This window comes from Streptomyces sp. NPDC002499 (assembly GCF_053595415.1).
This window is the reverse complement of sequence record NZ_JBSFXO010000015.1, coordinates 58314-84954: the sequence shown is the minus strand read 5'-3', so window position 1 is coordinate 84954 and position 26641 is coordinate 58314. Positions and strand designations below refer to the sequence as shown.

At 68.7% G+C, this 26641-nt stretch carries 24 protein-coding genes and 1 pseudogene; 14 read left to right on the top strand and 11 right to left on the bottom strand.

Translation table 11 applies throughout. The features are described from left to right. Positions 1-24: 24 nt before the first annotated feature. A complete protein-coding gene (locus ACWD5F_RS37330; RefSeq protein ID WP_451260743.1) occupies positions 25-606 on the top strand; it encodes a SigE family RNA polymerase sigma factor in 582 nt (193 codons plus the stop codon). Positions 607-659: 53 nt separating this feature from the next. Then, complete coding sequence (locus ACWD5F_RS37325) at positions 660-1124, top strand: PASTA domain-containing protein (RefSeq protein ID WP_451260742.1); 465 nt, start codon at positions 660-662, stop codon at positions 1122-1124. A 74-nt stretch (positions 1125-1198) separates the two neighbouring features. Here the strand turns inward: ACWD5F_RS37325 and ACWD5F_RS37320 are convergent, their stop codons facing one another. After that, a complete protein-coding gene (locus ACWD5F_RS37320) occupies positions 1199-2866 on the bottom strand; it encodes a fumarate hydratase (RefSeq protein WP_451260741.1) in 1668 nt (555 codons plus the stop codon). A 167-nt stretch (positions 2867-3033) separates the two neighbouring features. Here ACWD5F_RS37320 and ACWD5F_RS37315 point away from each other — a divergent pair, with 167 nt between their 5' ends. Then, entirely contained in the window at positions 3034-3741 is a 708-nt protein-coding gene (locus tag ACWD5F_RS37315; protein WP_451260740.1) for a DUF1707 SHOCT-like domain-containing protein, read from the top strand. 173 nt (positions 3742-3914) lie between these two features. Next, entirely contained in the window at positions 3915-4292 is a 378-nt protein-coding gene (locus tag ACWD5F_RS37310) for a WhiB family transcriptional regulator (RefSeq protein WP_123997989.1), read from the top strand. Between the two features lie 68 nt (positions 4293-4360). On the opposite strand, the gene glpX is transcribed toward ACWD5F_RS37310, so the two are convergent. Then, positions 4361-5395, bottom strand: coding sequence for a class II fructose-bisphosphatase (gene glpX, locus ACWD5F_RS37305; protein WP_451260739.1), 1035 nt, complete (start codon positions 5393-5395; stop codon positions 4361-4363). Between the two features lie 127 nt (positions 5396-5522). On the opposite strand from glpX, the gene ACWD5F_RS37300 reads away from it, so the two are divergent. Beyond that, positions 5523-6080, top strand: coding sequence for a DUF4245 domain-containing protein (locus tag ACWD5F_RS37300; protein WP_451260738.1), 558 nt, complete (start codon positions 5523-5525; stop codon positions 6078-6080). Positions 6081-6150: 70 nt separating this feature from the next. Here the strand turns inward: ACWD5F_RS37300 and ACWD5F_RS37295 are convergent, their stop codons facing one another. The 4 genes from ACWD5F_RS37295 to ACWD5F_RS37280 form a co-directional block, all read right to left on the bottom strand. Next, positions 6151-6741, bottom strand: coding sequence for a malonic semialdehyde reductase (locus ACWD5F_RS37295; protein WP_451260737.1), 591 nt, complete (start codon positions 6739-6741; stop codon positions 6151-6153). 216 nt (positions 6742-6957) lie between these two features. Beyond that, positions 6958-7197 (bottom strand): exodeoxyribonuclease VII small subunit, encoded by a 240-nt coding sequence (locus ACWD5F_RS37290; protein WP_451260736.1) that lies wholly within the window; start codon positions 7195-7197, stop codon positions 6958-6960. 10 nt (positions 7198-7207) lie between these two features. Further along, on the bottom strand, positions 7208-8425 hold the full coding sequence (gene xseA / locus ACWD5F_RS37285; RefSeq protein WP_451260735.1) for an exodeoxyribonuclease VII large subunit: 1218 nt from the start codon (positions 8423-8425) through the stop codon (positions 7208-7210). A 203-nt stretch (positions 8426-8628) separates the two neighbouring features. Next, the gene (locus ACWD5F_RS37280) at positions 8629-10002 is read right to left on the bottom strand and encodes an APC family permease (RefSeq protein WP_451260734.1); all 1374 of its coding nucleotides are present in this window, start codon (positions 10000-10002) and stop codon (positions 8629-8631) included. Positions 10003-10108: 106 nt separating this feature from the next. On the opposite strand from ACWD5F_RS37280, the gene ACWD5F_RS37275 reads away from it, so the two are divergent. Together ACWD5F_RS37275 and ppgK are read left to right on the top strand one after the other, a co-directional pair. Next, the gene (locus ACWD5F_RS37275; protein ID WP_451260733.1) at positions 10109-11182 is read left to right on the top strand and encodes a 4-hydroxy-3-methylbut-2-enyl diphosphate reductase; all 1074 of its coding nucleotides are present in this window, start codon (positions 10109-10111) and stop codon (positions 11180-11182) included. Positions 11183-11211: 29 nt separating this feature from the next. Beyond that, positions 11212-11967, top strand: coding sequence for a polyphosphate--glucose phosphotransferase (ppgK, locus tag ACWD5F_RS37270; protein WP_451260732.1), 756 nt, complete (start codon positions 11212-11214; stop codon positions 11965-11967). Positions 11968-12086: 119 nt separating this feature from the next. Here the strand turns inward: ppgK and ACWD5F_RS37265 are convergent, their stop codons facing one another. Further along, on the bottom strand, positions 12087-12689 hold the full coding sequence (locus ACWD5F_RS37265; protein ID WP_451260731.1) for a DUF6542 domain-containing protein: 603 nt from the start codon (positions 12687-12689) through the stop codon (positions 12087-12089). A 235-nt stretch (positions 12690-12924) separates the two neighbouring features. Here ACWD5F_RS37265 and ychF point away from each other — a divergent pair, with 235 nt between their 5' ends. Next, positions 12925-14013 carry a redox-regulated ATPase YchF gene (ychF, locus tag ACWD5F_RS37260; protein ID WP_401713389.1) on the top strand — a complete coding sequence of 363 codons (1089 nt, stop codon included), beginning with the start codon at positions 12925-12927 and terminating at the stop codon, positions 14011-14013. Positions 14014-14119: 106 nt separating this feature from the next. On the opposite strand, the gene ACWD5F_RS37255 is transcribed toward ychF, so the two are convergent. After that, a complete protein-coding gene (locus ACWD5F_RS37255; protein WP_451260730.1) occupies positions 14120-15811 on the bottom strand; it encodes an AIPR family protein in 1692 nt (563 codons plus the stop codon). Between the two features lie 195 nt (positions 15812-16006). Here ACWD5F_RS37255 and ACWD5F_RS37250 point away from each other — a divergent pair, with 195 nt between their 5' ends. Then, positions 16007-17512 carry an ATP-binding protein gene (locus ACWD5F_RS37250; protein WP_451260729.1) on the top strand — a complete coding sequence of 502 codons (1506 nt, stop codon included), beginning with the start codon at positions 16007-16009 and terminating at the stop codon, positions 17510-17512. 37 nt (positions 17513-17549) lie between these two features. On the opposite strand, the gene ACWD5F_RS37245 is transcribed toward ACWD5F_RS37250, so the two are convergent. After that, the gene (locus ACWD5F_RS37245; protein WP_451260728.1) at positions 17550-19892 is read right to left on the bottom strand and encodes a hypothetical protein; all 2343 of its coding nucleotides are present in this window, start codon (positions 19890-19892) and stop codon (positions 17550-17552) included. Between the two features lie 65 nt (positions 19893-19957). Between ACWD5F_RS37245 and ACWD5F_RS37240 the strand changes: the two genes are divergently transcribed. The 5 genes and pseudogenes from ACWD5F_RS37240 to ACWD5F_RS37220 all read left to right on the top strand — a co-directional run. Next, positions 19958-21190, top strand: a complete 1233-nt coding sequence (locus ACWD5F_RS37240; protein ID WP_451260727.1) for a CHAT domain-containing protein — start codon at positions 19958-19960, stop codon at positions 21188-21190. A gap of 20 nt (positions 21191-21210) precedes the next feature. Next, positions 21211-21555: a hypothetical protein gene (locus ACWD5F_RS37235; RefSeq protein WP_451260726.1), complete on the top strand. Its 345-nt coding sequence runs from the start codon at positions 21211-21213 to the stop codon at positions 21553-21555. Beyond that, positions 21552-22172, top strand: a complete 621-nt coding sequence (locus ACWD5F_RS37230) for a hypothetical protein (protein ID WP_451260725.1) — start codon at positions 21552-21554, stop codon at positions 22170-22172. Before ACWD5F_RS37235 ends, ACWD5F_RS37230 begins: the two co-directional genes overlap by 4 nt. 237 nt (positions 22173-22409) lie before the next feature. After that, positions 22410-23381 (top strand): glycoside hydrolase family 11 protein, encoded by a 972-nt coding sequence (locus tag ACWD5F_RS37225; RefSeq protein ID WP_451260724.1) that lies wholly within the window; start codon positions 22410-22412, stop codon positions 23379-23381. Positions 23382-23415: 34 nt separating this feature from the next. After that, positions 23416-24117, top strand: a pseudogene (locus ACWD5F_RS37220) (polysaccharide deacetylase family protein); the annotation flags it as partial. Positions 24118-24307: 190 nt separating this feature from the next. On the opposite strand, the gene ACWD5F_RS37215 reads toward ACWD5F_RS37220, so the two are convergent. Both ACWD5F_RS37215 and ACWD5F_RS37210 read right to left on the bottom strand, forming a co-directional pair. Continuing rightward, positions 24308-25063 (bottom strand): SDR family oxidoreductase, encoded by a 756-nt coding sequence (locus ACWD5F_RS37215; RefSeq protein WP_451260723.1) that lies wholly within the window; start codon positions 25061-25063, stop codon positions 24308-24310. A 15-nt stretch (positions 25064-25078) separates the two neighbouring features. Continuing rightward, the gene (locus ACWD5F_RS37210) at positions 25079-26581 is read right to left on the bottom strand and encodes an FAD-dependent monooxygenase (RefSeq protein WP_451260948.1); all 1503 of its coding nucleotides are present in this window, start codon (positions 26579-26581) and stop codon (positions 25079-25081) included. Between the last annotated feature and the right edge of the window lie 60 nt (positions 26582-26641).

Sequence of the window (26641 nt, the reverse complement as noted above, 5' to 3'; positions counted from 1 at the left end):
GGGGTGACAGGAAGGGAGGAGCGTGTGGAGAGGGACTTCAAGGCACCGGACTTCACGGCGGCGGACTTCCCGGCACCGGCTTTTCCGGCATCGGACTTCCAGGAATTCGTGGCCGCTCGATCGACCGCGCTGTTCCGGGGCGCCCTCGTCCTCACGGGCAACCGTGAGGCGGCGGAGGACCTGGTCCAGGAGACCCTGGAGAAGGCCTGCCGCAAGTGGCGCGTCATCGCCTCGAAGGACGCTCCGGACGCCTACGTCCGGCGGATCATGGTGAACCTGGCCAACGACCGCTGGCGGAGATTCCGCCGCCTGACCACGACTCCGCACCCGGAGACCGGCGACACCGCCGCCCCGGGGGACGAGTACGGACAGGTGGACAGCAGGGACCAGTTGGTGCGCGCGCTGCAGCAACTGCCCATGCGGATGCGGACGGTGGTGGTGCTCCGGTACTTCCACGATCTCTCGGACGGCGAGATAGCGGCCGACCTCGGCATCACGCCGAGCACGGTCCGCTCCCAGCTGGCCCGGGGCATCGAGAAGCTCAGAAGCCAGTTCCCCGCACTCTCCGGCCCTTCGGCCCCGCGGCACACGGAAGGAATCCGATGACCTCGTACGGCGACGCACGGCCTTCCGGCCGCACACCTTTCGAAGAGGAACTGATGAACGCCATGAACCGACTCGCCGACTCCGCCGAGACCCCCGAGTTCGACGCCCCCCGGATCGAGCGCCGCACCCGTCGCCGCCGTACCGCCGGCATCGCGGCGGTCGCCGCCGCGCTCATCGCGGCGGGCGGCGGCACGGCCCTGGCCACCTCGGTGGCGAGCAACAGCAGTTCGACCCCGGCGTCGAGCACCAGCAGCCCGGCCGCCACCACCGTCACCGGCAGCGACGCCACCACCCTGCTCTACACCTTCGCCGACGGCACCCACACGCGGCTGGAGGTCGGCGGCTACGACCTGCAGATGGCCAAGGCCGTCCTGGAGAAGACCCAGACGAAGCTCGGCAGCGTCACGAAGAAGGCGGTCAAGAACTGCAAGCCGGGCTCGGTGGTCGAGGTGTCGCCGCACGCCCCGACGGCCATCAAGCCGGGCGACACGATCGACATCGTGCTCTGCGCCGGCTGACCGGTCCCGACCCGGAACGACGACGCCCGCCCCTGCGTCAATCAGGGGCGGGCGTCCGTCAAAGGATCACACGGTCACGCGAGGCCGGGCCCGCGCACCGGGATCGTCGTGAACGTCGGCGCCGGGGCCGGGTCCTGGAAGAAGTCGTTGCCCTTGTCGTCGACGACGACGAACGCCGGGAAGTCCTCGACCTCGATCTTCCAGACCGCCTCCATGCCGAGCTCCTCGTACTCGACGACCTCGACCTTCTTGATGCAGTCCTGGGCGAGCCGGGCGGCCGGGCCGCCGATGGAGCCGAGGTAGAAGCCGCCGTGCGCGTCGCACGCGTCCGTGACCTGTTTGCTGCGGTTGCCCTTGGCCAGCATCACCTTGGAGCCGCCCGCGGCCTGGAACTGCTCGACGTAGGAGTCCATGCGCCCGGCCGTCGTGGGACCGAAGGAACCCGACGCGTAACCCTCGGGGGTCTTCGCCGGACCCGCGTAGTACACCGGGTGGTCCTTCAGGTACTGCGGCATCTCCTCGCCCGCGTCCAGGCGTTCCTTGATCTTGGCGTGCGCGATGTCACGGGCCACGACCAGCGGGCCGGAGAGCGAGAGCCGGGTCTTCACCGGGTACTTGGTCAGTTCGGCGAGGATGTCGTCCATCGGCTGGTTGAGGTCGATGCGGACGACGTCCGAGGACTCGTCCAGGTGCTCGTCCGTCGTCTCCGGCAGGAACCGCGCGGGGTCCGTCTCCAGCTGCTCCAGGAAGACGCCCTCGGGCGTGACCTTGGCCAGCGCCTGGCGGTCGGCGGAGCAGGAGACGGCGATGGCGACCGGGCAGGACGCCCCGTGCCGCGGCAGCCGCACCACGCGCACGTCGTGGCAGAAGTACTTGCCGCCGAACTGCGCCCCGATGCCGATCCGCTGCGTCAGCTCGAAGACCTTCTGCTCCAGCTCCTTGTCCCGGAAGCCGTGCCCCAGCTCCGAGCCTTCGGCCGGGATCTCGTCCAGGTAGTGCGCGGAGGCGTACTTCGCGGTCTTCAGGGCGTACTCCGCGCTGGTCCCGCCGACGACGATCGCCAGGTGGTACGGCGGACAGGCCGCCGTACCCAGCGAACGGATCTTCTCCTCCAGGAACTTCATCATGGAGCCCTCGTTGAGGACCGCCTTCGTCTCCTGGTAGAGGAACGACTTGTTGGCCGAGCCGCCGCCCTTGGCCATGAACAGGAACTTGTAGGCGCCGCCGTCCGTCGCGTACAGCTCGATCTGGGCCGGCAGGTTCGACCCGGTGTTCTTCTCGTCCCACATCGTCAGCGGAGCCATCTGCGAGTACCGCAGATTGAGGTTCAGGTACGCGTCGTAGATGCCGCGCGACAGGGCCGACTCGTCGCCGCCCTCCGTGAGGACGTTCTGCCCGCGCTTGCCCATGACGATCGCCGTACCGGTGTCCTGGCACATCGGCAGCACGCCCGCGGCCGCGATGTTCGCGTTCTTCAGCAGGTCGAGGGCCACGAACTTGTCGTTGCTCGACGCCTCGGGGTCGTCGATGATGCGCCGCAGCTGCGCCAGGTGCGCGGGCCGCAGATAGTGCTGGATGTCGTGGATGGCCTCCTCGGCGAGCTTGCGCAGCGCCTCCGGCTCCACCTTGAGGAAGGTCCGCCCGTCGGCCTCGAAGGTGGAGACACCCTCGGAGGTCACCAGCCGGTAGGGGGTGGTGTCCTCTCCCATGGGGAGCAGATCGGTGTACGCGAACTCAGGCATCTCAGCCCATTCCTCACTCGACGGACGGTCACCCACCGACACTGGCGGGCGCTCACCAGCGTAGAACCTGCCACTGACACGGTCCTTGTGAGGTAATCCTCAGTTGGCCGGACTTGGTTATCCACACCCCCTAGTCGCGATCTATCGCGTTTCGGTACGCTGCTGTCGTGGACCTTCAGAAGCAGCCTCAGCAGCAGGACAGGGCACCGCGCGCCGCCGACCCCGAGGTCGTCGAGCTGCGCGCCTCGGACGCGGACCGGGACCGTATCGCCGACATCCTGCGCGAGGCCATGGCCGAGGGCCGGCTCACGCCCGACGAGCACGCCGAGCGGGTCGAGGGCGTGCTCGCCGCCAAGACGGTGGGCGAGCTGGAGGTCTTCGTCCGGGACCTGCCGGTCGCGCACCGCCGCGCCGCCCCCTCCTTCGCCGCCGACCGGCCCGCCCCGGACACGGTCCCGGCGGAGGCCGACGACAACGTGGTGGCGGTGTTCAGCGCCGCCGTCCGCAAGGGCCGCTGGCGCGCCGGGCGCCGGATCCACGCGTACGCGATCTTCGGCTCGGTGGAGATAGACCTCAGCGAGGCGATCTTCGAGTACCAACAGGTCATGATCAAGGTCGTCTCCGTCTTCGGCGACATCCAGATCCGCGTTCCGGAGAACGTGTCGCTGCGCGGCACCGGCGGCGGCGTGCTCGGCAACTTCGAGGTGGACAACCTCGACGCGGAGGACCAGGAGGCGCCCGTCGTGTACGTCGACGGGTGGGCCGTACTGGGCAATGTCGAAGGCCGACCGAAGCGCGGCAAGCTCGTCGCGGACATCATCGATCGGGTTCAGCGCAAGGTCGACAAGAATTTGCGCAAGCACTTGGGCCGTTGACGGTTGCGAATCGAACGGTTTCCGGAGGGAGTTGGTCCACCCGCGGTCGGGTGGGCACGGGGCTCCGGCGCCCCGAATTCCAGCGGTTCGGAACTCAGTGCATAGGCACGCGCACAGCGGGTAGGCCTTGCTGCATCGTCTCTCGCTCGCGAAGCCGTCGTCAGGAGTAGACCGTGCTGCAACCGCCGCATTCGTCCCTGCAGGTCGCTGCCGTTCCGGCCCAGCGGGTGCCAGTGCGGGACAGGGACCAAGACGCACCCTGGCACACCGAGGCGGTGTGCCGGCGCGACGAGGCCGGCCTGTTCTTCGCACCGTCCAAGGAACCCACCGCCGCCCGACTCTCCCGGGAGGCGGCCGCGAAGCGCGTGTGTGCCGGCTGTCCGGTCATGGTCGAGTGCCGAGAACACGCACTGCTGCAACCCGAGCCCTACGGAGTCTGGGGCGGTCTCACCGCGGCGGAACGCCGAGTGGTCCTGGCCCGCAGGCGCCGCCGCGACATGGAGTTGAAGAAGGCGGCGAGGGCTTCGGGCCGCATAGCGCAGGCAGGCTGACACACGCGAAGGGCGCCCCCACCGCACCGGGGGCGCCCTTCGCGTTGCGAACAAGCCGTTGTGGGGCCCTACTTGGCGCGGTCGAAGTCGATCGCGCTGTACGCCCGCAGCTTGCTCAGCCGGTGCTCCGAGTCGATCCGCCGGACCGTGCCGGACTTGGACCGCATCACGATGGAGTCGGTCGTGGCGGTCTCCGAGCGGTAGCGCACACCCCGCAGCAGCTCGCCGTCCGTGATCCCGGTCGCGACGAAGAACACGTTCTCGCCCGACACCAGGTCGTTGTTGGTGAGCACCCGGTCCAGGTCGTGCCCGGCGTCCAGCGCCCGCTGCCGCTCGGCGTCGTCCTTCGGCCACAACTTGCCCTGGATCACACCGCCCAGGCACTTCACGGCACAGGCCGAGATGATGCCCTCGGGGGTGCCGCCGATACCGAGCAGCAGGTCCACGCCGGTGCCCTCGCGCAGCGCCAGGATCGAGCCCGCGACATCGCCGTCGGAGATCAGCTTGATCCGCGCACCGGTCTCCCGGATCTCCTTGATGATCCCGTCGTGCCGCGGCCGGTCCAGGACGACGACGGTGACGTCCTCGGGGGTGACCCGCTTGGCCTTGGCGACCCTGCGTACGTTCACCGAGATCGGGGCCTCGATGTCGACGAACTCCGCGGCCTCGGGCCCGGTGACCAGCTTGTCCATGTAGAACACGGCGGACGGGTCGAACATCGAACCCCGGTCCGCGGCGGCCAGCACGGCGATCGCGTTCGGCATGCCCTTGGCGTTGAGCGTGGTCCCGTCGATCGGGTCGACGGCGATGTCGCACTCGGGCCCGGTGCCGTCACCGACGCGCTCGCCGTTGAAGAGCATCGGCGCCTCGTCCTTCTCGCCCTCGCCGATGACGACGACGCCGTTCATCGAGACGGTGGAGACGAGCGTCCGCATGGCGCGCACCGCGGCACCGTCCGCGCCGTTCTTGTCGCCGCGCCCGACCCAGCGGCCCGCGGCCATCGCGGCGGCTTCGGTCACTCGGACGAGCTCAAGGGCGAGGTTGCGGTCGGGGGCTTCGCTGGGAACTTCGAGTTCGGTCGGCAAGTGATGATGCTCGGTCATCGAGGCGCACCTTTCTGATACGACGACGGCCGGATGAGGGTTCGACCATCGACTCTATCGTCAGTCCGACAAAATGAGCAGGGCCCCCCACGGATGAGCGGACCGGGCACCTGCGACGATGGGGCGCGTGGCAGGTTCGAACAGCGAGACCGGCAAGACCGGCGCGACCGGCAGGACCGGCAGGCAGAAGACGGTCCGGGACATGATTCTGTCCCTGGGCCTGATCATGATCGCGGCGGCGGTCATCTACGTCTTCATTCCGCACGACGACTCACCCCCGGACATCAAGCCGGTCGACTACCGCGTCGAACTGCTCACCGCGCGCCGCGCCGCCTCCTATCCGGTGGCCGCCCCGGAGGGCCTGTCCACGGGCTGGAAGGCGACCTCCGTCCGCTTCCGCGGCGACGAGTTCGACGCCTGGCACCTCGGCTTCAACGCCCCCGGTGGTCAGTACGTGCAGGTCGAGCAGTCGACTCAGAAGCCGGGCGCGTTCATAGACGCCGCCAGCCAGGGCGCCGAGGCGACGAAGGCCACCCAGCGGATCGACGGCCGCACCTGGACGCGGTACACCGGCGGCCGGTACGACGCCCTCGTGCTGTCGGAGAAGGGCTCGACGACGGTGGTCGCGGGCACGGGCTCGTACGCGCAGCTGACGGAGATGGCGCAGGCGCTGAAGACGGAGTGACCTGCCGCCCACGTGCGACGAAGGCCCCCGGCTGATGCGCCGGGGGCCTTCACGCGTGTGGGGTCCGTCCTCAGACCGTGGTGACGACCTCGTCGTACGACAGCCGCGGGGAGCGCGGGAACCAGGCGTCCGGGCCCGGCTTGCCGATGTTGATGACGACGAACGGCGTGTGGTCGTCGTCCAGGAACTCCTTCTGGACGCCCGCGAAGTCGAGACCGGTCATCGGTCCCGCGGCCAGGCCGGCGGCGCGGATGCCGATGATGAAGTACGCGGCCTGGAGGGCGGCGTTCAGGGAGGCGTTGGCCTCGCGGACCGTGCGCTCGCCGAAGACGGCGTCCTTGGCCTGCGGGAAGTGCGGGAAGAGGGTGGGCAGTTCCTCGTGGAACTCGTTGTCCGCGGAGAGGATCGCGACCAGCGGGGCGGCGGCGGTCTTCTTCTGGTTGCCCTCGGCCAGGTGCTGCACGAGGCGCTCGCGGGCCTCGGGGGAGCGGACCAGGGTGATGCGCAGCGGCGACTGGTTCATCGAGGTCGGGCCGTACTTCACCAGGTCGTAGATCGCCTGCACCTGCTCGTCGGTCACCGGCTCGTCGGTGAAGGTGTTGGCGGTGCGGGCCTCGCGGAACAGCAGGTCCTGGGCGGCGGGGGCGAGAGCGAGAGACATGCGGACTTCCTCGGGGGGTAACCTGGAACCGGATAACCGGACCGTGGTCCGGATCTGCTTACGGCATGAAGGTACGCCAGATGAAGTTCAAGGTTCAACAAAAAGCGGGGTGACGTGATCCGCTTCACATACGTGACCGGATGGCGCGTCGGCGCATACGGCAGGGGCGGCACCGTTCCGCGCGGTGCCGCCCCTGCTCCGTACTCGGTGCCGTACCTACTCGGCGTCGGCTTCTTCCGCCGCCCCGCCCTCTTCCTCCGCCAGCGCCGCGTCCAGCCGCGCCCGGGCCCCGTCCAGCCAGCGCCGGCACACCTTGGCCAGCTCCTCGCCGCGCTCCCAGAGCGCCAGGGACTCCTCCAGCGTCGTACCGCCCGCCTCGAGGCGTCGTACGACCTCGATCAGCTCGTCCCGCGCCTGCTCGTACCCGAGCGTCTCTTCCGCCACCTTGCTGGTCATTCCGCCCACCCTATGCATCGCCCGCGTCGACTCGAACCGTGAACTCGCCCTCGGCGACCCGCGCCCGCAGGGACTCCGCCGCCGTCACGTCGTCCGGCGCGCGGACCACATGACCGTCGGCCTTCTGCAGCACCGCGTACCCGCGCTTGAGGGTGGCGGCGGGGGAGAGCGCCACCACGCGCGCGTGCGTGTGCGTCAGCTCGGAGTCGGCGCGGTCCAGGAGATGCCCCAGGGTGCGCCGCCCCCGGTCGAGCAGGGACGCGACATGGTCGGCCCGCTCGTCCACCATCCGGTGCGGATCCTCTATCGAGGGCCGCGCCAGCGCCTGCGCGAGCCCGCGCTCCTCCCGCTCGACGAAGGCCCGCACCGAGCGCCGGGCCCGGTCCCGCAGCTGCCGCACGCGCTCGTGCTCCTCGCCCACGTCCGGTACGACCTTCTTGGCGGCGTCGGTGGGGGTGGAGGCCCGCAGGTCGGCCACGTAGTCCAGGAGCGGGTTGTCGGGCTCGTGCCCGATGGCGGACACGACCGGCGTACGGCACTCGGCGACCACGCGCACGAGCTGCTCGTCGGAGAAGGGCAGCAGGTCCTCCACGCTGCCGCCGCCGCGCGCGACGATGATCACGTCGACGTCCTCGGTCTCGTCGAGCTCCTTCACGGCCTGCACGACCTGCGGCACCGCGTGCACGCCCTGCACGGCGACATTGCGCACCTCGAAGCGGACGGCGGGCCAGCGGTGCCGCGCGTTCTCCAGCACGTCCCGCTCCGCGGCGGAGGCCCGCCCGCAGACCAGCCCGATCAACTGCGGCAGAAACGGCAGCGCCTTCTTCTGCTCCGCCGCGAACAGCCCTTCGGCGGCCAGCGACTTCTTCAACTGCTCCAGCCGCGCGAGCAGTTCCCCGACCCCGACCGGCCTTATCTCGGTGGCCCGCAACGACAACTGCCCCCGCGGCGCGTACCACTCGGGCTTCGCCTGTACGACGACCCGCGCGCCCTCGCTCACCACATCGGCGACCGTGTCGAACACCTGCCGGAAGCAGGTCACGCTGATCGAGATGTCGTACGAGGGATCACGCAGCGTCAGAAACACCACACCGGCGCCGGGTCGCCGCGACAGCTGGGTGATCTGCCCCTCGACCCACACCGCCCCCAGCCGGTCGATCCACCCCCCGATCAGCCGGGAGACCTCACCGACGGGGAGCGGCGCTTCCGCGGACGTGTTGAGAGCCATGCAGGTGAGCGTATCCGCAGGCACCGACAACGGGCCGGACGCGTGCGGTGGGCTGGGCGGGAGCGGTCGTTGGGGCGGGATGCCGGGGCGGGACGCCTCCGCCAGGCCCCGTCGGCTCGGCCTGCTTCCGTCGAGCCCTGCCGGCTCGGCCTGCTTCCGTCGAGCCCTCCCGGCTCGGCCTGCCTCCGCCGAGCCCCGCCGACTCAGCCCGCCTCCGCCGGCCCCCGCCCGCGTTGCGCGATCAGCACCGCCAACCCGATCGCCAGCCACACCGCGCCCACCACCTGGGCCGTCCCCGACGCCTCCACGATCACCGCGATCGTGATCGCCGCCCCGAGCACCGGCATCAGCACGTGCCGCCACCAGACGACCGGTCCGCCGGCCCGGCGTACCGCGAACCAGCTCACCACGCTCGCGTGCAGCAGGGTGAAGGCCGTCAACGCGCCGATGTCGACCACCGACACCAGGTGGTCCATGCCGTCGTCCCGGCGAGCCGCCCAGACCGCGGCGACCAGGGTGATGACGGCCGCGCAGAGCAGCGCGATCCGCGGCACCCCGGAGTCCGTCTTCGACAGCGCCCGGGGCAGCCTCCGCTCCCGGCCCATGGCGAACAGCAGCCGCCCCGCGGCCGCCTGTCCGGCCAGCGCCGCGAAGGCCGCGCCGATCGCCTTGCTGACGGCCACCAGATCGTGCAGCCAGGTACCGACGGAGACGTCCACGGCGTCGTAGAAGGCCGTCCCCTGCTTGCCCGGATCGGCGGCCAGTTGGGCGGACGTCGTCGGCTCCAGGAGCGCGACCAGGTACGACTGCGCCACGAACAGCACACCCGCAAGCGCCAGGCAGAACAGCACCGCGCGGGCGACCTTCTCCGAGCCGCCCGTGACCTCCTCCGCGAAGGACGCGATCGCGTCGAAGCCGAGATACGACAGCACCGCCACCGACACCGCGCCGATCACCGCCGACAGCGCGAACGCCCCCTGCGTGCCGTCCCCGGACAGCGGCGACAGCCACCCCCGCTCGGCCCCGTCCCGCGCGAGGACCACCACCGCGGAGACGACGAAGATCAGCAGCACCACGATCTCCGTCGCCAGGACCAGGAAGCCGACCCGGGCCGCGGCCCGTACGCCCCACAGGTTCAGCAGGGTCGTGACGACGACCGCGATCGCCGTCCACACCCAGCGCGAGACCTCCGGGACGAGCGAATTCATCGCGATCCCGGAGAACAGGTACGCCACCGCCGGGATGAGCAGGTAGTCCAGCATCGCCATCCAGCCGGCGACGAACCCCGCCTCCTTGCCGAGCGCCACGCGCGCGTAGGCGAACACCGACCCCGCCAGGGGGACCACCCGCACCATCTGCGCGTAGCTGAAAGCGGTGAACGCCATCGCGATCGTCGCGACGACGTAGACCAGTGCCACGGCCCCGTGCGACTTCGCGTCCAGGGTGCCGAACACGCCGACGGGAGCCATCGGGGCGATGAACAGCAGCCCGTAGACGACGAGGTCCCGGAAGCCGAGGCTCCGCCGCAGGTCGTGCCCCGCCTCGTCCGTTCGTGCCGTCGTACCGGTCCCGGACATCGTGCCTCCGCCTGTGCCTCGCCCGTCGAGTCCTTCCCCACCCCTCCCACCGCACGGCCAGTCTCCCCAAGGAGGCGATCTTTGACCCGTCGGGCGCGGCCTTACGATGGTTCTCATGACTGCTTCGCCTGGCCGCCGTGTCCTGCTCGCCGCCCCCCGGGGCTACTGCGCGGGTGTGGACCGCGCCGTGATCGCCGTCGAGAAAGCCCTGGAGCAGTACGGGGCTCCGATCTATGTCCGGCACGAGATCGTGCACAACAAGTACGTCGTGCAGACCCTTGAGAAGAAGGGCGCCGTCTTCGTCGAGCGGACGGAGGAGGTCCCCGAGGGGAACATCGTCATGTTCTCCGCGCACGGTGTGGCCCCCGTCGTCCACGAGGAGGCCGCGCGGGGCCGGCTCGCCACCATCGACGCGACCTGCCCGCTGGTCACCAAGGTCCACAAGGAAGCCGTCCGCTTCGCCAACGACGACTACGACATCCTCCTGATCGGACACGAGGGCCACGAGGAGGTCATCGGCACGTCCGGCGAGGCCCCCGACCACATCACGCTGGTCGACGGCCCGTCCGACGTCTCCAAGGTGGAGGTCCGCGACCCGTCCAAGGTCGTGTGGCTCTCGCAGACCACGCTCTCCGTCGACGAGACGATGGAGACGGTCGACGCCCTCAAGACGAAGTTCCCGCAGCTCATCTCGCCGCCCAGCGACGACATCTGCTACGCCACGCAGAACCGCCAGCTCGCCGTGAAGCAGATGGGCGAGGAGGCCGAGCTGGTGATCGTGGTCGGCTCGAAGAACTCCTCCAACTCCGTACGGCTCGTCGAGGTCGCCAAGCTCGCCGGCTCCCGCGAGGCCTACCTGGTGGACTTCGCCGACGAGATCGACGAGGCCTGGCTGGAGGGTGTCTCCACGGTCGGTGTCACCTCCGGCGCCTCGGTGCCGGAGATCCTGGTCGAGCAGGTCCTGGAGTGGCTCTCGCAGCGCGGCTTCGAGGACGTCGAACTGGTCCGGGCGGCCGAGGAGTCCATCACGTTCTCCCTGCCCAAGGAGCTGCGCCGGGACCTGCGTGACGAGGCGGCCGCGCTGGTCGCGGAGCGCGGCGGATCCGGAACGGGGTCGGGTACGGGATCGGGTACTGGATCCAGTGCGGGATCCGTTACGGATACCGCCTCCGCTGAGTGACTGTCAGTCCATCGTCGTAACGTAGAGCCATGCAGATCTTCGGTGTGGACATCGGTGGGTCCGGGATCAAGGGCGCCCCTGTGGATTTGGACAAGGGCGACCTGGCGGAGGAGCGCTTCAAGGTGCTCACTCCGTACCCGGCGACGCCCGACGGAGTGGCGGACGGCGTCAAGGAGGTCGTCGAGCACTTCGGCTGGACGGGCCCGGTCGGGCTGACGTTCCCGGGCGTGGTGACGGGCGGGTCGACGATCCGTACGGCGGCCAACGTCGACAAGAGCTGGATCGACACGGACGCGCGCGTGCTGTTCAGCGACCGGCTCGGCGGGCACGACGTGACGGTCGTCAATGACGCGGACGCGGCGGGCGTCGCCGAGATGGCCTTCGGCGCGGGCCGCGACCGCAAGGGCACGGTCATCCTGTTGACCTTCGGCACCGGCATCGGCAGCGCGGTGTTCGTGGACGGCGTCCTCGTTCCGAACACCGAGCTGGGCCATCTGGAGCTGCACGGCCACGACGCGGAGACGCGCGCCTCCAGCAAGGCCAAGGAGGACGGCGAGCTGACCTGGGAGCACTGGGCGCACCGCGTCCAGAAGTACCTGGCCCATGTCGAGATGCTCTTCACGCCCGAGCTGTTCATCATCGGCGGCGGAGTCAGCCGCAAGGCAGACAAGTTCCTGCACTTCATCGAGGACATCAAGGCGGAGATCGTCCCGGCGCAGCTGCAGAACAACGCGGGGATCGTGGGCGCGGCGATGCACGCGGCGGGGCGGGACGGCGACCGGTAGTCGGTTGTCGGGTCGGGTCGCCTCCGGCGGCCGGCGGGTGCCCGTCCCGTCCGGTCGGCTCACCGGCGGTCGGCGGGCGGCGGTCCGGTCAGGTCACCGGCGGGCTGTGCCCCGGTAGGTCACCGGCGGGCGGCCCGTGCCGTCGCCGTCCGTTGGCGCATCAGGTGGATCTTGCGGGCGGAGGCGATCAGGCCCGCGACGAGGGTGCCGCCGTACAGCCAGCCGGCCTGGGTGGCGAGGGCCGTCACCAGGCCCATCAGGCGGCCGAGGATCCCGCCGTTGCTGTCGGCGACGGGCAGCAGGCCGAAGGCGAAGGCGATCGGTACGACGACCGGGGCGGTCACCAGGTCGCCCCGCCGCACCCAGCACGCGGTCAGCACGCACACCGGCAGGAACAGCACGCCGTAGACGGTCAGGGACGACCCGAACAGCAGCGCGTCCAGGCCGCCGAGCACGAACATCACCGCCCCGCAGAACAGCCCGCCGCCCAGCCCCGTCAGCCGGGGGTTGGGCATCCGCCGCACTGCCTCGATCAGCGGCGGACCGGGCCGGCGTACGGGCGTCGTCGGGCGGGCGGCCGGGCGGTTCGCGGGGCGCCGCTGCCCCGGGCGCGCGCCGCCGCTCCCGCTCCTGCCGCTCTCGCCGCGTGTCGCCTGCGGGGGCAGCGGGGGTGTGCCGCGTCGCGGTCCGTGCTGCGGGGGTCGCGTCCTGTGTTGCTCCACTGGACAAACTTAGGTCGGTTTATGTGCCGAATCGCTTCCGGGACACGCCGGGGGGCGGACCTTGGCCAAGCGTTCGACTCGTAGCCGGGGCGGGGTCGGGCACGCCGTAGACTGGTGGATCGGCCCGCCCGCGCACTGAAGAAGAACCGCGTACCGAAGAAGGACCGGGCCCGCAATCCCAGTGCCAGCCCCAGTCCCAGCCCCTTGATGTCTCTCACGTACGGGAAGTCGCAACGTGTCGCTCACGATCGGAATCGTCGGTCTGCCGAATGTCGGCAAGTCGACCCTGTTCAACGCCCTGACCAAGAACGACGTGCTCGCGGCCAACTACCCGTTCGCCACGATCGAGCCCAACGTCGGTGTGGTCGGCGTCCCCGACGCGCGCCTGACGAAGCTGGCCGAGATCTTCTCCTCCCAGAAGGTCATCCCGGCGACCGTCGACTTCGTCGACATCGCGGGCATCGTGAAGGGCGCCTCCGAGGGCGAGGGCCTGGGCAACAAGTTCCTGGCGAACATCCGTGAGTCCGACGCGATCTGCCAGGTCATCCGCGCCTTCAAGGACGAGAACGTCGTGCACGTCGACGGCAAGGTCTCGCCCAAGGACGACATCGAGACGATCAACACCGAGCTGATCCTCGCCGACCTCCAGACCATCGAGAAGGTCCTGCCGCGCCTCCAGAAGGACTCGCGGATCAAGAAGGACATCGTCCCGAAGGTCGCGGCGGTCGAGGCGGCGAAGGACATCCTGGAGCGCGGCGACACCCTCTTCTCGCAGGGCATCGTCCAGGGCTCGGGCAAAGAGGAACTCCTCCACGACCTGCACCTGCTGACGACCAAGCCCTTCCTCTACGTCTTCAACGTCGACGAGGACGAACTGGTCGACGAGGACTTCAAGACCGAACAGCGTGCCCTGGTCGCCCCCGCCGAGGCGATCTTCCTCAACGCCAAGCTGGAGCAGGACCTCGCCGAGCTGGACGAGGAGGACGCGATGGAGCTGCTGGAGTCGGTCGGCGCCGACGAGCCCGGCCTCGCGACCCTCGCCCGCGTCGGCTTCGACACCCTCGGCCTGCAGACCTACCTCACGGCCGGCCCCAAGGAATCCCGCGCCTGGACCATCAAGAAGGGCGCGACGGCCCCCGAGGCGGCCGGCGTGATCCACACCGACTTCCAGAAGGGCTTCATCAAGGCGGAGGTCATCTCCTTCGCCGACCTGGTGGAGATGGGCTCGGTGGCGGAGGCTCGGGCGAAGGGGAAAGCGCGGATGGAGGGCAAGGAGTACGTGATGCAGGACGGGGACGTGGTGGAGTTCAGGTTCAACGTCTGAGCTTGGTGACATAACACCGCACCGGCGACCTGGTAAAAATCCAGATCAAATGGGGCCGACTCTTCCAGGAGTCGGCCCCGTGCTGTTTCTCGTGTTGAACAGCTCGTCAGTCGGAACCCAACTTGGCCTCGACTTGGGCGACCAGGTCGCGGCATTTTGTGGTGTTCTTGAAGAGCGGTGCGAGATAGTTGTTCGAGTAGGTGTTCTCGATTGCCTCAGCGAGGTGTTCAAGGGCGATGCCGGTCACTTTGTGGACTCGCTTCATCTCCTTGGTCCAGTCGTAGTTCGCATCGTTGATCTTGTCCAGTCTGAGTTGGTTGAAGACCAGCTGCAGCACAAGTCGGTTCCCGTGCGCGGCCACCGCGAACTCCCTGTCGACGAGATTCTTCCGGCGATCGGCGAGGTCTGCCTCGACGGCACGCATCACCTGAACGCAACGCCATACCCGGTGCGCGCTGGTTCCGTTGTTGAACAGATTTATGTAAGGCGCCCGTTCGGTGTTTTCGGACAGTCGGCCAACCGCACTCTTCGCCAGGACCGTGTAGTACGGATTGTTGTGGGCGCAGGCGAGGGCGACGATGGCGTCTTCGACGGTGCACCCGTCGCTCTCCGCGGGCACATTTTCGCCGCGCTTGACCGAGTACTGCTTGTGCAGAGACAGAAGCATGTCCCGACGAATGCGTTCCTGTTGTTGATCAAGTGCGACGAAGTCGCGGCTCTCGACACTGTTCTGGGTGTTCGTCGCCCGGGTTACATCCGTGGCGAAATCGGGAGGACATCCCTCGAGCGAGATGAATCGAACCCATACGCGGGCTTCCTCGAGAGACTTTTCCTCCTTCTTTGCGGCTCGGTGGATGCTCGCCACGGTCTGTGCCCCATTGACCACGCTCACGCCCTCGATCGCGAAGTCCCCGTAGGCATGGGTGGAGCCACCGCGAGGCGTCTTCCTGATGGACTCGCAGAGCGCGGTGATTCCGTTGTTGAAATACCAGAAGTTCTCGCCCTGAGTCAGCAGCGTGTGAGTCAAGCCCTCGTTCACCTCGGTGTTGCCGAGTGACTTGCGCAGATTCTGCGAGAAGAGCCTATCGCCGTGTTGTTCGAACCAAGAGGCGATTTCCGTTGCTTGAACAAGTCCGTAGTACGCCTGATAGGGAAGGTCGACTTTCCCCCACTGCTCGATGGGAACGGCCAGCTCGATCCGTGGTCCTGCTGTTCCTTCGACCACCATGGAGTGGAATTCCCGCAGGCCAAGTACTTCCAGGGTGACCACCGGGTCATTTTCGTTGGCTTCCGCCAGGAAGTCGTCGAACACGTGCTGGGCTTCCGTCGGCAGGGTGCTTCGGCCCGTAGTGGCGACAACCACGATGAAGGTGACTGCGGCATCGCTCAAAGCCGCAGTGATTTCCGTGCGACGCGCTTGGAGTCTCGGCGAAAAGCGGTCGAACTTCATGTTGAACAGGTCGCTGCAGCCGTTCCGGATCTTGAGCGCATCGGCCTGGGAGAGCCCGGCGTTTCCTGAACTGTCCAACTTCGACTGGACGATGACGATCCGCCGATTTTCGTCGTCGATGGCCAGAGCGTCGATACCGTTGTCGTGAAACCCATCGGTCACGGCGGTGGCGGCCTCGTCCGGGGAACAACCCGTGAAGCGCTGGACGGCGCGAGCTGCCAGTGCCCTGCTGAGGAAGATGGTGTCGGACTGGGCGCTCTGGTTGCCCGTCACATCGCTTAAGTCGATAAGACCGGTGAAGTCCTGCCTGAGTGAATCTTTGACATGGTGAACATGCAGTGTCCGCATGGAGGTCCCGCCCCTCATCCCCTGAATCAAGAGATTCAGGGTAGCCCTTGGGGCGGGCCTGGCCTCGGCCTTTTCGGCGCTGAGCAGTGAGGTTGCCACTGCTCGGGGCCGAGGGCGATGGTGAGCCCCAGCACGACACAAAGTGTCGAAGTAGACTTAGACGAAACCTGTCGAAGTCGAGTTGCGGGAGCGTGGGTGGAGAAGAGCCTGCTGGTCAAGCCGGACGACGTGGTCGATCGGGACCGGGAGTGGGATCTGCTCGCGGAGTTCCTCACCGATCCGGACCCGGCGATGCGGCTCGGCATCGTGTCCGGGCGGCGGCGGCACGGGAAGTCGTACCTTCTGCAGGCTCTGTCCGAGCAGGTCGGCGGCCTGTATGTGACAGCGGTCCGGGAGGAGGGGCGGCTGCCCGCGATCCAGCGGTTCAGTGACGCGGTCGCCGCCCACGCCGGTCTGCGGGCGGGTAGCCTGCGCCTGACCGACTGGCGTGACGTTCTGTCCAACGCCCTTGAGGTGACCGCCCGTTCCTCGCACCCGCTCCTGGTGATCGACGAGTTGCCGTACCTGCTCCAGCACTCGCCTGAAATCCCGGGGCTGTTGCAACAGCTCTACGACGAACGCCAGCGGGGTGCCCCGCCCGGTGCCGGGCCGGGGCCACGCCTGATCCTGTGCGGCTCCGCGATGAGCGTCATGCACGAACTGCTGTCGGGGACCAAGCCACTGCGCGGACGTGCCGTGGTCGATCTACGGCTGGGCCCCTTCGACTACCGCGACAGCCGGACGTTCTGGCAGATCACCGACCCGCTGACCGCGCTGAAGGTGCACGCGGTCCTGGGCGGGGCCCCCGGCTACCGGCCGGTGGCCGCCCGGCCGCATCCGGACGACGGCTTCGACGCCTGGCTCACCCGGACGCTGCTCGATCCTGGGCGGGCGGTGTACTCGCGTACCGAGACCGAGTACCTGCTGCGCGAGGATCCGAGGATCACGCAGCACACTCTGTACTACGACATCCTCACCGCGATCGCGCAGGGCGCCACCACCCCCAGCAAGATCGGTGCCGCCCTGGAGCGCCCGCGCAACGCCGTCGCTCACCCGCTCGGAGTGCTGGAATCCACCGGCTACATCCAGCGGGAACAGGACATCCTCCGCTCCCGGCACCCCGTCATCACGCTCGCCGACCCCGTCATCCGTTTCAACCAGCTCATCACCCTCCCGCAGGCCGCCGCCGTGGAGCAGGGCTTCGCCGAGCAGGTGTGGCAACAGGCCGCTCCCACCTTCAACTCCAAGATCCTCGGACCGCACTTCGAGGACCTGGCCCGCGACTTCACCCGTCGCTACGCCCACACTCTGTTGCCCGACGGACTGCCCGGCCCGGTCGGTACCACCGAGGTCGCCGATCAGGCCGCCCGGACGAAGCACGAGGTCGACGTCATCGCCCTGGCCGCCGGCGAGCGCCCACAGGCTCCCCGCGCGCGGATCGCACTGCTGGGCGAGGCCAAGGCGACCGCCGCCCGTCGTGGGACCGGTGACCTGGAGCGCCTGGAACGTGTCCGTGCCCTGCTCGCGGATCAGGGGTACGACACCGGCGCCACCGTTCTGGCCCTGTACTCCCTGCATGGCTTCTACCCCGACCTCGTGGGCCTGGCCGACCGCCGTGACGATGTCCTCCTCGTCGATCTGCCCACTCTTTACGGCAGTTGACACCACGAGCTGCCGGCCCTGGGGCCAGGCAAAGCGATCACAGACCGGGATCGCGGCTTTCGGCCAGCAGGTTGCGCAGGTTCTCGATACGCCGGGCCAGATCGGGATGTGCGGCGGCCAGCCTGACCATCTCGTCGTCTCCGCGAAGGGACTGCGCCAGGAGGATGCCACGCCCCTTTTCGAGAACCCCGACGGCGTCCTCGGGACGGCCGACCTCCACGCAGGCCGCGACGGCGTCCGTGGCGAGGCCGCTGAAGTCCGCCAGACTTCGTTCCTGGTCGACACGGGAGACCCTGGGCCCGAGGTGATCCGCGAGAAGTTCGACTGCCCCGGTGAGAGCCTGCGCTGTCTCAGTCCAGTTGCCGGCTTGCGCGGCGACTTTGCCCCACAGGCGTCGGTAGGCGACCAGGTCGGCGGTCCGGGGCGGAGCGGACCGGGAGGCAGCGCGGAACAGGTCACGGGCACGTAGGTCGAGGCCGGGGTCGCCCACCGCTTCGCCGAGCCGCTGAAACGCCTGGGCCAGATGAATGCAGAGCACGCCGTAGGCCGGATCCGCGGCGTTCGCCGAGTCGGCGCAGGGGACCAGCACGGTGACGGCCTCTTCCACCAGCCGGAGATCGTCGTCATGGGTACCGAGCATGAGGAGCTGGCCGCCCAGATTCGAGAGGTGGCCCAGGCGGTCCGGATGGTCCTGAGGAGTGGCGTCCACCGCCGCGCGGGCCAAGCGAAGTCCGTCTGCCAGCCACGTGCGTTCGCGCGTCACCCTCCACATCAGCCCATGTGCCGCACTGTGGTTGTGCAGATACATCGGTAGCCCGGGATCGTCGGCCGGCGCCTCCGCGACCGCCCTCCTCCCCAGCGCGAGCGCCCGTTCGATCTCCTTCCGGTCCCTGCTGAGGGTCCCGGCACGCAGCATCATCGATCCCAGGTTGTTCAGGTACATCGCCTTCTCGCCCGAACCGTCGGGGGCTCGCTCGACGGCCAAGGAGAGAAGCGCGATGGCGTGTTCGATCGCAACGCTGTCGCCGCTGCTCTCCCACCGCGCGCGCATCGCGCGGGCCAGCCGGTTGAGGGACTTCGAATCGCCCAGTTCCATGCCGGAGAGATGTGACCCCAAAGCGCTGATGATCTCGTCGATGTCGGAGAGGTCGCGCTTGTGGTCCCAGCGCGCCCAGAGAACATCGCCCAGACGCCGGGCCCGCTCCTCGGCGGGTACGCCCCGCTCGGAGTCGCCGACCTGTTTCACGAGATCGATCACGGTGTCGAGCAGTGCCGGATCCTCGAACTGGATCCAGGCCAGGTACCAGCTGTTGGCGAGCATCGCGAGCGTGGACGGACGGATGCCCGGTCCGATGTCGCTCATCTCCCGCAGGACGGCGATCACTTGTTCCTTGTCCGCGCTGCCCCGCTCGGCCATGAGCGCGTGCGCCAGGAAGCCCATACGCGTGACGCGGAACGGATCGTCGGCGTCAGTGATCCTCATGGACTCGAGGAGCACGGACACGGCCTCGGCATGGTCGGCGGAACTCTCCGACACGAGCCAGCGGTTGAGGTGCGCCCGCCCGAGGTTCTCGGTGAACCCCGCCTTGCCGTCCATCCCGTCGGACATGGCCGTGACCGCTTCCCGCAGGATGGCGATCGCCCGATCGAAGGTGGCAAGGTCACCCGTGCGTGTGGCCTCCTCCGTCAGCGTTCCGCCGATCGTCGCCTTCCGGATCGCGGCATGCTCGTCGTCCCCGTCGCCACCCTCCTCTTTGAGGAGCGCGTCGAGGACCTCGACGATCTCTTCGTCGGGCTCCGCGCTCCCTTCCTCGCGTGCCCAACTCAGCGCGCCCAGATGGTTGTTGAGGATGTCCTTGCGGTAGGGGTGACCAGGAGGGCATGCGGCGACCGCACGTCTGAGGAGTTTCAGGGCCACCGGCACCACCGACTCGTCCTCGGTCGCTCTGGAGTACGCCAGCACGGTGGACGCGGCGTTGCTGAGATCGGCGGGATCGTCGCCCGTCTCGGGCTCGCGTCCTTCGAGCGCGGTGAGGATCCACCGGACCTGAGTCGGTTGCTGCACATCGGGAACCATCGCGAGGATCTTGTACAGACCCACGGCGCCGACCAGCTCGTTCGTCGGGTCATAGGGCGTTGCCGAGTGGCGGGCGAGATACAACTTCGCGGCGGCTTCCAACGCGGCGACGAGGTGAGGCAGGGAACCGCCCAGCCGTTCCCCCAGATTCGACACCAGGATCCGGCCGAGAGCTGCCTGTACTTTCTCCGTGTGCAGGTGGGCGTAGTCCTGATGGACGGCCGCTTGGTGGATCGCCTCACGCAACACCATGACGGATTCCATCACTTGGGCGCGTAAGGCCTCTTGGTCGTTCTCGCTCATGCACCCCGTCCGTTCCGGCTAGCCTTGTCCCAGTGTCCAGGCGTTCATTCGACCCCGTGGGGAATATGGAGCTTTCGCTCCAACTTGAGGCGACGTTGGCCGAGGTGCGCGCCCTGCCTGGTTTCGAGGGCTTCCTCTCGCACCCGGAGCCCGAGGCTCTCTTCGGAGTCGCGGATCGCGGCCCCGTGGTCGTGGTCAACGTCAGTGGCTGGCGCTGTGACGCGCTCCTGCTCCGCCCGGAGGGTGTGACCGTCCAGGAACTCCCGACGCTGACCGCGGCGGACGTCGCCGATCGGGTCCGTGAGTATTTGGAGACGCTCGGTCGGCTCGCCGAGTCGGCACACCGCCTCCAACAGGCAAGGCTCCGGTTCGAGGCGGGCGAGCAGTCCTTCGACGCGAGCAGAGAGGTCAGCGAGGCTCGCCGGGCCTACTACCGGGTGCTGGGTGAGATCGAGAGCATGCTCACGGCCCTGACCGAGTGGATGTGGGACGCCATCGCCGGACCAGTGCTGTCGGCCCTCGGCCATGGCGCTCGGGCGGAGGGAGACACAGACCTGCCTCGCCTCTGGTGGTGTCCGACAGGGCTTCTCGCGCTGCTGCCGCTGCACGCCGCGGGCCGAGACGGAGACGGCGTTCTCGACCGGGTTGTCCCTTCTACGACACCCACGCTTCGTGCCCTGGTCGAGGCACGCAAGGAATCGACCGACGAGTCGGACTCCCGTCTGTTGCTCGTCACGGCGAGTGATGTCCCGGACGTCGCGTCGTTGCCGAACGTGCACCGTGAACGGGCCTTTCTCACCGACCTGTTCGCCGGACAGAGCACTCTTCTCGATGCCGAGGACGCCGTCGTGGAGCGGGTCCGGGCCGAACTGCCCCGGCACCGATGGGTTCATTTCAGCTGCCACGGAGCCCAGGACCTGTTGCAGCCCTCCCAGGGCGGACTGCTGCTGTCGGACGGACGCCTCACCATCGGTGACATCAGCACCGGGCACTTCCGGGGCGATTTCGCCTACCTCTCCGCGTGCCAGACCGCGACCGGGGGACTGGTCCTGCCCGACGAGGCCATCACACTGACCGCCGCGCTGCACTACGCCGGTTACCGCCATGTCATCGGGACGCTCTGGTCGGTCTATGACGAGGTCGCCGCCGAGGTGACCGAGGCGGTGTACGCCGACCTGACCAGCACGGGAGTCTTCGATCCCGCACGGTCGGCACATGCCCTCCATCGTGCGACCACCGAACTGCGCGGCCGACGAGCGTTGAGTGCGTGGGTGCCGTTCATCCACACCGGACCGTGACCCAGGGCCAGGAGGTCCCCATGCCAGAAGTCGCCGCCGAGAAGGCCTACCAGGAGATCACCGCCCCGGAGTACGGATCTCTCGTGGCAACCACCTTCGTCCTCCAGGAGGCGGGCCGGGCCGGCAGTCTGCTCAGTGGCCCCTGCCCGCGCTGCGGCCATCGCTGTGACGTACCCGTCGTCGACAACGTCTTCAAAGGCCTGCCGGGTATGCCGGGACTGCCCTGGGGGAACAGGCGTCGGCCCGCCGAGGACCGTATCGAACCGATGGTCTGCGAGTGCGGCGGGGAACACCCCGGCCGGCCGACGGGACGGACCGGGTGCGGAGCCTATTGGACGCTGGTCATCAAGAACGGATCCAGGTGACCGGACGCCTCGCTGCGGGGCCGCCGGCCACCGCCGCCGACCTCTACCACGCGCAGGAGCGCCGCCAACTGCTCACCACCGAACTGCAAAGGGTGCGGGAGACCGCTGCCGCCTGGCGCAACGGTCTGGGCGGCCTGCTGGTGGGCCTCGTCGGCTTCAGCCTCATCAAGGGGCGGTCGGACGTGGGCCAACTCGCCGGTGACTGGGCGATCGCCGTCGGCTGCGTCCTTCTCCTCGCCCTCGCCACGGGTGGCCTGGGCGCGTTCCGGTTGATCCGTGCCGCGCACGGGCGCCCGGCCCTTACTGAAGTCCGTGATCTGGCACCAGGACCGCTCGCCGAGCATACGGAAGCCCTGGACTCGGTCCGGTCTCTCGCCTCGGGGGTCCGCCTTGCCGCCACCTGCGCCCTGCTGTTGGTGGCGGCTGTGGGCATGACCTGGTACGGACCGGAGAAGGAGTCCCCTTCCCTGGAGATCACGACGCCTTCGGGCCCGATCTGCGGCACTACGGTCCGCGTTGCCGCCGGACGGCTCGTCCTCAAGACCTCGGGAGGCGAGGTCACCGTCGATCTCACCAAGGTGACGACTCTGAAAGCCGTGACTGCTTGTCCTCCCTGAGGAGCGACGGCCCCTGCTCAGGCCGCTCGGAAAGGCTTCGAAACATTCGATCGCAACATTCGATGTATAGATCTTGAAGCTTTGTGCGCCGTGCGGTGAGTCATGCCATGGATCGCTTGCGAACCGCGTTGATCTGCGGTTATCCATCAGCGCGCAGTGCTATTCAGGTGGCGAATATTTCGCTCGCGACACCGAAACTATTGACAGCTGTCAGGGCCAGTTCAAAACTGACGCCGCATGGACAACACACCCGCACGTACGACGAACTTCAGGCTGTTGGCCGGCGGTGCCTGTGCCCTGCTGCTGGCTCTTCTCGCGGCGATGACCCTGCCCGGCACCGCGAGTGCCGACACGGTTGTCACCACGAATCAGACCGGTACCGACAACGGCTACTACTACTCGTTCTGGACCGACTCCCAGGGGACGGTCTCCATGAACCTCGGAGCCGGTGGCAACTACAGCACCTCATGGAGCAACACCGGCAACTTCGTGGCCGGCAAGGGCTGGAGTACCGGCGGGCGCCGGAGCGTGACGTACTCGGGGACCTTCAATCCGTCCGGCAACGGCTATCTGGCGCTGTACGGATGGACGTCGAACCCGCTCGTCGAGTACTACATCGTGGACAACTGGGGCACCTACCGGCCCACGGGAACGTACAAGGGCACCGTCACCAGTGACGGCGGGACGTACGACATCTACAAGACGACGCGGTACAACGCCCCCTCCGTGGAAGGCACGAAGACCTTCGACCAGTACTGGAGCGTCCGGCAGTCGAAGCGGACCGGCGGCACCATCACCACCGGCAACCACTTCGACGCATGGGCCCGGGCCGGGATGCCTCTGGGCAGCTTCAGCTACTACATGATCCTCGCCACCGAGGGTTATCAGAGCAGCGGGAACTCCAACATCACCGTGGGCGGCACCGGTTCGGGCGGCGGTAGTAGTGGTTGTGCCGCCACCTTGTCCGCCGGCACGCAGTGGAGCGATCGGTACAACCTCAACGTCTCGGTCTCCGGGGCCAGTAGCTGGACCGTGACCATGAACGTGCCCGCCCCGGCCAAAGTCCTCTCCACCTGGAACATCGCCGCCACCTATCCGAGCAGCCAGGTGCTGACCGCCAAACCCAATGGCAGCGGCAACAGTTGGGGCGCCACCATCCAGCCGAACGGCAACTGGACCTGGCCCAGCGTCTCCTGCACGGCGACCTGACCCCTCAACTACCGAGGCTGGAGGACCACTTCGGATGAGAGACGCATCGCACCTCTCGTTACGTTCACGCTCCCTGGTCGCCGGGCTGGTGGCCGTCGTCGCCCTGACCGCCGCGGGCACCCGTACCGTCGGCGCGGCCACCCCGGCGCGGGCCGCCGCCTGCAACGGGTACGTCGGGCTCACCTTCGACGACGGACCGTCCGGCAACACCCCCACCCTGCTCAACGCGCTGAAGCAGAACGGCCTTCGGGCCACGATGTTCAACGAGGGCCGGTACGCCGCCACCTACCCCTCGCAGGTCAAGGCGCAGGTCGACGCCGGGATGTGGGTCGGCAACCACAGTTACAGCCACCCGCACCTGACGCAGCAGAGCCAGGCGACGGTCGACTCGGAGATCTCCCGGACCCAGCAGGCCATCGCGAGCGCGGGCGGCGGCACACCCAGACTGTTCCGGCCTCCCTACGGCGAGACCAACGCGACGGTGAAGGCCGTCGAGGCCAAGTACGGCCTGACGGAGATCATTTGGAACGTCGACTCGCAGGACTGGAACGGCGCGAGCACCGACGCGATCGTCCAGGCGGCCGGTCGGCTCACCAACGGCCAGGTGATCCTCATGCACGACTGGCCGGCCAACACGGTCGCGGCGATCCCGCGTATCGCCCAGGGCCTGGCCGCCCGCAATCTCTGCGCCGGGACGATCTCCCCGCAGACCGGCCGCGCCGTCGCCCCCACCGGCTGAGGCGTCACCATCCAGTCGAACGGCAACTGGACCTGGCCCACGGGCTCCTGCTCCGCGAGCTGATGTGCGGAGTGTGGATGAGTGGCGTGACCCGACCGGTAAAGGGTGCGGGATCCCCGTAACATCCCGCACCCTTTGCCCGTCCACGCCGCCCTCAATGCCACTCCATCAACACCCCCGCCCCGCCTCAGAACCCCCGCCGCGCCCCACCATCCACCGACACCATCACCCCGGTCACATACGAAGCCGCCGGTGACAGTACGAACGCCCCCGCCCGGCCGAACTCCTCCGGTGACCCATATCGTCGTAGCGGAATCGCCGCCTCGTTGGCGGCTCGTCTGCCCTCCGGGTCAGGGGACAGGCCGTCCAGCTCGCGCATGCGCTCCGTGCCGATGCGGCCCGGGAGCAGGCCGAAGACGCGGATTCCGCGTGGGCCCAGTTCGTCCGCGAGGGACTTGGTGAAGCCGGCCAGGCCGGGGCGCAGTCCGTTGGAGATGACCATCCCGGGGGCCGGTTCGTGGGCCGTGCCGGACAGGACGAGGCCGATGGAGCCGTCCTCCGGCAGTTCCGCCGCGGCCGCCCTCGCCAGCCGTACCGCGCCCAGGAACACCGACTCGAAGGCCGCCCGCCACTGTTCGTCGGTGGTGTCGGCCACGGTGCCCGCGGGCGGGCCGCCGACGCTGATCAGGATGCCGTCGAAGGCGCCGAACAACTCCCGTGCGGTGGCGATCAGTTGGTGGGGTGCCTGCGGGTCGGCGTTGTCCACGGCGACTTCCGCCGCGTTCGGGCCCAGCTCGGCCGCCGCCTCGACCGCGCGCTTCTCGTCGCGGCCCGTGACGACCACCTTCGCGCCGTCGGCGACCAGTTCACGGGCGACGGCGTAACCCAGTCCCCGGGTGGCGCCGGTGAGGACGTACACCCTGTCCTTCAGTCCGAGATCCATGAGTCCGGTTCCTCTCTAGCGGCCCAGAGCCGTGGCGACGACGGCGTCCACCTGCGCCGCCAGCTTCGTGTCGTCCTCCTCCGTCCAGGCCCATGTGACGTGGCCGTCGGGGCGGATGAGGGCGGCGCGTACGTCCTTCCAGGCGTCCCGCGTCCGGTCGGGCGCCCCGCCGTGGACGGTGACGCGGTCCTGGGCGCGGTCGGTGAGCGCGCCCGCGGCCGTGAGGTCGAGCAGGACGTACGAGTCCGCCCGCAGTGCGCCGAAGAGGGTGCTGTCCGTGCCGGGGAGGGCGAAGTCGGGGGCGCGGGTGCCGGTCACCGGGTGGGCCGCGGGGTCGGCGCTCGGGTAGGCGACGTCCAGGGCGGTGAGGCGGCCGGCCAGTACATCGCTGAACTCCCTTGATTCCGGGACCATTCGGCTCAGCAGGTCGCGCAGGGCCAGGCCCTCGGGCGTGAACGCGTGGAACAGGTAGGTCTGCGCGCGGCTGTGCTCCATCAACTGTTCTCCGACCGGGTGGCGGTCGGTGTGGTAGCTGTCCAACAGCCCCTCCGAGGCCCAGCCGTCGATCGTCGCGGCCAGCTTCCAGCCGAGGTTGAAGGCGTCCTGGACACCGACGTTCATGCCGACACCGCCGGTGGGGTAGTGCTGGTGCGCGGCGTCGCCCGCGAGGACGACGCGGCCACGCCGGTACTCGGTGGCCAGGCGCGTGGCGTTGCCGTAGCGCGAGAGCCAGGACGGGTCGCGCATGCCGAAGTCCTCGCCGGCGATGTCGACGACCTTCCGCCGCAGTTCGTCCATGGTGAGGTCGCCGGGCCACTCGGTGGTCTCGCTGTCGGGGCTGGTGCCGGCGATGCGCCACCGGTTGTCGGGCAGCGGCACGATCATCAGGCCGCCGCGCTCGGTGAAGCGGTTGAAGCCGGGCGCCGGCGGGTGGTCGAAGAGGACGTCACCGAGCCACCCGAGGTAGCGGGAGTCCGTGCCGGGGAACTCGATGCCGGCCGCCTCGCGCACGGTGCTCCGGGTGCCGTCGCAGCCGGCGACGTACTCCGCCCGGATCTCGTACGGCCCCTGCGGTCCCGCCACTTGGACGGTCACCGCGTCCGCGTGCTCGGTGAGGCCGGTGACGCGATGCCCGCGCCGGACGGTGGCGCCGAGCCCGAGGGCGTACTCCTCGAAGAGCGCCTCGGTGCGGGCCTGGGGGATGAAGAGGGTGTACGGGAACGGGGTGTCCATGACGGAGAAGTCGAGCCGGTCGGACAGGTTGGCGAAGTGGCCCGTGGAGATCTTCAGGCTCTCGTCGAGGAAGCGCTGATGGATGCCGCGGGAGGCCAGCACCTCGACGCCGCGCGGGTGCACGGTGAGCGCCTTGGAGCGGTCGTCGATCTCGGTGCGGAGCTCCAGGACGGTGACGGAGATGTCGTTCAGCCGCAGGTCGGCGGCGAGCCAGAGCCCGACGGGGCCGCCTCCGGCGATGACCACCTGCGTCGTTTCCGTCTGCTGTGCGGACGCCTGCTGCACCGACGCCTGCCGCACGGATGCCTGCTGTGCTGCCACGTGACCACCTTCTTCTGCCGCCGA

What these genes read in the sequence shown, in the direction of transcription:
- ACWD5F_RS37295 (WP_451260737.1), bottom strand. Translation starts at nt 6,741, where the DNA reads ATGTCTCTCGCTCTCGCCCCCGCCGCCCAGGACCTGCTGTTCCGCGAG.
- ACWD5F_RS37215 (WP_451260723.1), bottom strand. Translation starts at nt 25,063, where the DNA reads ATGGATCTCGGACTGAAGGACAGGGTGTACGTCCTCACCGGCGCCACC.
- xseA (WP_451260735.1), bottom strand. Translation starts at nt 8,425, where the DNA reads ATGGCTCTCAACACGTCCGCGGAAGCGCCGCTCCCCGTCGGTGAGGTC.
- ACWD5F_RS37320 (WP_451260741.1), bottom strand. Translation starts at nt 2,866, where the DNA reads ATGCCTGAGTTCGCGTACACCGATCTGCTCCCCATGGGAGAGGACACC.
- ACWD5F_RS37275 (WP_451260733.1), top strand. Translation starts at nt 10,109, where the DNA reads ATGGTTCTCATGACTGCTTCGCCTGGCCGCCGTGTCCTGCTCGCCGCC.
- ACWD5F_RS37245 (WP_451260728.1), bottom strand. Translation starts at nt 19,892, where the DNA reads ATGAGCGAGAACGACCAAGAGGCCTTACGCGCCCAAGTGATGGAATCC.
- ACWD5F_RS37290 (WP_451260736.1), bottom strand. Translation starts at nt 7,197, where the DNA reads ATGACCAGCAAGGTGGCGGAAGAGACGCTCGGGTACGAGCAGGCGCGG.
- ACWD5F_RS37240 (WP_451260727.1), top strand. Translation starts at nt 19,958, where the DNA reads ATGGAGCTTTCGCTCCAACTTGAGGCGACGTTGGCCGAGGTGCGCGCC.
- ACWD5F_RS37235 (WP_451260726.1), top strand. Translation starts at nt 21,211, where the DNA reads ATGCCAGAAGTCGCCGCCGAGAAGGCCTACCAGGAGATCACCGCCCCG.
- ppgK (WP_451260732.1), top strand. Translation starts at nt 11,212, where the DNA reads ATGCAGATCTTCGGTGTGGACATCGGTGGGTCCGGGATCAAGGGCGCC.
- glpX (WP_451260739.1), bottom strand. Translation starts at nt 5,395, where the DNA reads ATGACCGAGCATCATCACTTGCCGACCGAACTCGAAGTTCCCAGCGAA.
- ACWD5F_RS37225 (WP_451260724.1), top strand. Translation starts at nt 22,410, where the DNA reads ATGGACAACACACCCGCACGTACGACGAACTTCAGGCTGTTGGCCGGC.
- ACWD5F_RS37325 (WP_451260742.1), top strand. Translation starts at nt 660, where the DNA reads ATGAACGCCATGAACCGACTCGCCGACTCCGCCGAGACCCCCGAGTTC.
- ACWD5F_RS37255 (WP_451260730.1), bottom strand. Translation starts at nt 15,811, where the DNA reads ATGCGGACACTGCATGTTCACCATGTCAAAGATTCACTCAGGCAGGAC.
- ACWD5F_RS37280 (WP_451260734.1), bottom strand. Translation starts at nt 10,002, where the DNA reads ATGTCCGGGACCGGTACGACGGCACGAACGGACGAGGCGGGGCACGAC.